This window comes from Candidatus Hydrogenedentota bacterium, assembly GCA_016791475.1.
In the GTDB taxonomy this organism is placed as follows: domain Bacteria; phylum Hydrogenedentota; class Hydrogenedentia; order Hydrogenedentales; family JAEUWI01; genus JAEUWI01.
Window position 1 is genome coordinate 1 of record JAEUWI010000186.1, and the last position, 774, is coordinate 774.

Sequence of the window (774 nt, forward strand, 5' to 3'; positions counted from 1 at the left end):
TACAAGAACTTGTTCATGTAGCGACGAGCCGAGTCTTTGCCGTCATGGCCACCGGTTCCCTGGAATGCATACTCGCGTCCAAACTGGCCGCCGAGGTCCACTTCACCGTCCTTGCCGCCGTATTCATGGTCGCCGGTGCCCATGTAGTAACGAAGTGATGTAATCGGGACACTGGTCGAATCAGTCGGAAGGTGACCGTCTTCTCTTGTGCAAGGGTGCGGAGGATGGAGCCGGCTGTACTTGTCCGTTTGGGCGTTCATCTGCGCGATGCTGCCCTGCTGTTGAAGATTCGCAAGGCACTTCACGCGCCGAGCCTGCTCGCGGGCGTTCGTCAACCACGGCAGCAGAATCGCCATCAGCAGCGAAATAATTGCGATCACCACCAGCAGTTCGATCAGGGTGAATGCGCGCGTGCGACTTCTCGTGAACGACATCTGGATTCCTTTCGGGCTCGGTCGGACCTGACGTCTATCCGGCGATCGGCGGCTCAAGCGGACCGTCGGGAAACACACGAATCGGTGAACGAGCGATGCCAACCTAAGGGCATCGGCAACGACCGCGCGGCATTTGCCGCAGGCGTCGTGCGAATGTGCTGCAACAGAAGGGGGCGATTCAACCGGGAATCGCCTGCTCTGGACGAGAGACGGCGGCGTGGCAACCATTTGGAATTGAAACGGGTTGCGCCGCGCTACGAACCCAATCCCTCATCGCACATTAAACTACCCGCGTCCGCGTACATTCGCAAGAGGGAATTCGCCCAGACGCGCCGCAAAT

At 59.0% G+C, this 774-nt stretch carries 1 protein-coding gene; it reads right to left on the reverse strand.

Annotation, left to right across the window (positions count from 1 at the left end):
* On the reverse strand, nucleotides 1–434 hold a 434-nt coding region (locus JNK74_28605; protein MBL7650148.1), incomplete at its 3' end, for a type II secretion system protein.
* Between the last annotated feature and the right edge of the window lie 340 nt (nucleotides 435–774).